2 protein-coding genes and 2 pseudogenes are annotated in these 3,121 nt (G+C 59.0%); 3 read left to right on the forward strand and 1 reads right to left on the reverse strand.

Going from position 1 to position 3,121, the window contains the following annotated elements; translation table 11 throughout:
* Positions 1-239: 239 nt before the first annotated feature.
* A pseudogene (locus HWY30_RS40530) lies at positions 240-526 on the reverse strand (DUF1330 domain-containing protein).
* Between the two features lie 800 nt (positions 527-1,326).
* On the opposite strand from HWY30_RS40530, the gene HWY30_RS40535 reads away from it, so the two are divergent.
* The 3 genes and pseudogenes from HWY30_RS40535 to HWY30_RS40545 all read left to right on the forward strand — a co-directional run.
* Positions 1,327-1,524, forward strand: a complete 198-nt coding sequence (locus HWY30_RS40535) for a hypothetical protein (protein ID WP_090812426.1) — start codon at positions 1,327-1,329, stop codon at positions 1,522-1,524.
* Positions 1,525-1,783: 259 nt separating this feature from the next.
* Entirely contained in the window at positions 1,784-2,329 is a 546-nt protein-coding gene (locus HWY30_RS40540; protein ID WP_090812425.1) for a phasin family protein, read from the forward strand.
* A 146-nt stretch (positions 2,330-2,475) separates the two neighbouring features.
* Positions 2,476-3,027, forward strand: a pseudogene (locus HWY30_RS40545) (SDR family NAD(P)-dependent oxidoreductase); the annotation flags it as partial.
* Between the last annotated feature and the right edge of the window lie 94 nt (positions 3,028-3,121).

The following is a 3,121-nucleotide window of genomic DNA, read 5'->3' on the forward strand; positions in this document are numbered from 1 at the left end:
AGGGTGAGGTTACTCGGGCACCGCCAGACGAAAGGGGCGGAGAACAGACAAACCGAACCTACTGCCACCGCGCCACATCTCGACTCTACCGAAGACGCCCCGAACCGCACTGGACCTTCAGACGCCTCGCACAGGCAAGCGCGATGTGTACTGGCGACAGAACACAGACGCTCTCCTGCAGCGTCAGTCATAGGTGAAGGCCCGCTGATCTCCACGTGCCCGATCGTCGCCGCCTTTCGTCACACGCCTTCGACGAGAACGGCGCGATAGCGCGCGCCCTTGAACCGGTGCTGCGCGATCTCCTGATACGCCGGGCTGTCGTACCACGCGCGCGCGCCGCCGTCGACGGAAACTCCACGATCACGACGCCCTCTGGCGCGTCGCCCTCAAGGATCTGCTGAGGTCCGTAGGCAGCGAGAATCTTGACGGGATGACCTCTAAAGGTCTCGCCCACCTTGCTTTGATAGGTGTCGAGCTCACCCTGATCCTGCGTGCTTTCCTTTGTGAAGACGATATAAGTCGCCATGGCGTACGCTCCTGCGGTGGTGTGAAGGTGCACTTGATGATGCCATGGAACCGCATCTGGACATCGATACGCAGCATCGGCACAAATGTCGACTCGTCGCGTCGGCGAGAGAACCCCCTGATGCTCGCAAACAACCATTCGCGAGGCGATCAAGAGAGGGAAGCCAATCTCCCTCCGCGCGTCGGACGCATATCGACCCACAAGCGCCATTAAGCTTGAGCCAATGGATGGCGGCTTTCGGCACAACATGGGACCTGGCAGTCGACGCCGGGTTTGTCGATCGAGCCTATCCGCGCATGCCTCCGGTCGCAATCACGACGTTAGCCTGGATGCTCCAGACAGGCGACTGGTGACGCCTGAGGCGCTGCAGCAACTGCCCATGAAATGTGGAAGCGCCTCGACAGGGACGTACACTTTATGCGGGAAGGATGTTGCACTTCAGATTTCGGGTGCCTACTGTTGTCAGGCGAGCTGAGTTGTCGTTTACCCTCGTGAACGACCGTGCGACAAGGTGGCGGACCGTGCGTCTGAAAATCTTCAAGCGCCTTTAATGACGGGGCGCACGCCTACATGCGTGCAGGTGGCCGCCCACCGTTCGAATGCAATCGTAAGAAAAAAGTTAATTCCCACATATTGATCGCGCGGATGGGGACACATTAAGATGACCTCCCGGGCGCGCAGTCGGCATCCGGTTAGCGTGAATCTTGCGTAAAGTCACATTTCGCGAGACGCGGTCACGGTCGTCACGCGAGATCGGTTGAGCTTTCCAGCAAATTGACACCTATCAACAGGAGACAAAGATGCTTAGTCCTCGTGAGTTCGCAACCTTGATGCTGGTCAAGGACGCTCCCGGTCAACTCGGGCTGGATCGTTCAGATCTGGATATTTTGCTCGAACACCAACTCGTCGCATTGGAAACCCTCCCATCCGGCCAGCAACGCCCCCATATAACCAGCGACGGCGTTTCCGTACTCAAGGCTGTCACGCGGTTCGGCTGATGACATTCGTCAGCGGATCATTGTCCGCCCCATAAAACGCAGCACTCGCGTCCGCCGGGCAAGCAATGCAGTTCCTTATCATTGGGATAAGTGAATCAAGAACGCAATTAGGACTACTATTAATCATCCTGGCGCGTGCGATGCGCAGTTCGCATTGCACACGTGCTTTCCCGCCAGTCCATCCACACGACCGCAGCGCGCCCCCATTGCCATCCGGTTGAACGGAAAGGTGCCGGGTCGACTTCCCTGGAGTTTCGCAATGAATCTATTGACCCCGGAACAATTTGCAACAGCACAGAAGGCTAACCTCGACGCCGCTTACGGCCTGGCCAGCAATGTTGTGGCGGGGATGGAAAGGCTGGCCGAACTGAATCTGAAAACGATCCGGTCGACGCTGGCGGAAACTCAGGAGAACGCGCTGAAAGCGTGCTCCACTAAGGAACCGCAAGAGTGGCTCGCGCTGCAAACCACTTTCGCTGCACCGACGGCAGAAAAAGTGCAGTCGTACGGCCGTCAGCTGTTCGAGATCGTGTCGGCCACCCAGTCCGAATTCACACAGCTCGCGCAGACGCAATACGAAGCGTACAACCGCCGGACGCAAACGCTCGTCGAAGAGGTCGCCAAAAGCGCGCCTGCGGGTTCCGAAGCCGCCATTGCAGCGTGGAAGTCGGCGATCACCGCCACCAGTACGCTGGTCGAGACCCTGCAGAAAACCAGTCAGCAAGCGGTGCAGGTCGCCGAAAGCAACCTTGACGCCGTCGCGACGGCTGCATCGAAGACTGCCCGGCGCACTGCCGAGCGGTAATTGTCCAGGCGGCCCGGACGCCTGCATCGGCCAGTTGCGTCACACAAGGGAACCCTGTTGATGTTGGCGCATCTGGATGGTCATCGGGCGAGCATCGCTGTTCTGTATGAGCGAGGATCGCCCTCCCTTTACCGGAGACAAGTGAGATGATGAAACAGGTTGCCTTGGTCACGGGCGGAATGGGCGGACTCGGTGAAGCGATCAGCATCAAACTGCACGACGCTGGCTATACCGTCGTGGTCACCTGCTCGCCGCGGAATACCGGCGCGGACCGGTGGCTGGCCCGGATGGAAGCCGACGGGCGGCGATTCGGGGCGTATGGGGTCGACGTCGCCGACTACGACTCGTGCCAGCGATGCGCGGAGCAGATCCACGCCGAGGTCGGTCCGGTCGACATCCTGATCAATAACGCCGGCATCACACGGGATGCGGGCTTTAAAAAGCTGGACAAGATCAATTGGGATGCAGTGATCCGCACCAACCTCGACTCGGTGTTCAACATGACGAAGCCGTGGTGCGACAGCATGGTTGAACGGGGCTGGGGCCGCATCATCAACGTGTCGTCGATCATTGGCTGCAAGGGCGGTTTCGGTCAGACGAACTATGCGGCCGCCAAAGCCGGCATGCATGGCTTCACGAAGTCACTGGCGCTCGAAGTGGCGAAGAAAGGTGTCACCGTCAACACGATCTCGCCCGGCGGTTTTGTCGCGATAAGAGAATCGAGATGAGCGAAAGCGAAATATCGAGTAGTGCTTACGTTGCAAGCGAGTAGAACTGCTGCGCAACAGAAGG

The sequence above is a fragment of the Paraburkholderia tuberum STM678 genome (assembly GCF_902833905.1).
Taxonomy (GTDB): domain Bacteria; phylum Pseudomonadota; class Gammaproteobacteria; order Burkholderiales; family Burkholderiaceae; genus Paraburkholderia; species Paraburkholderia tuberum.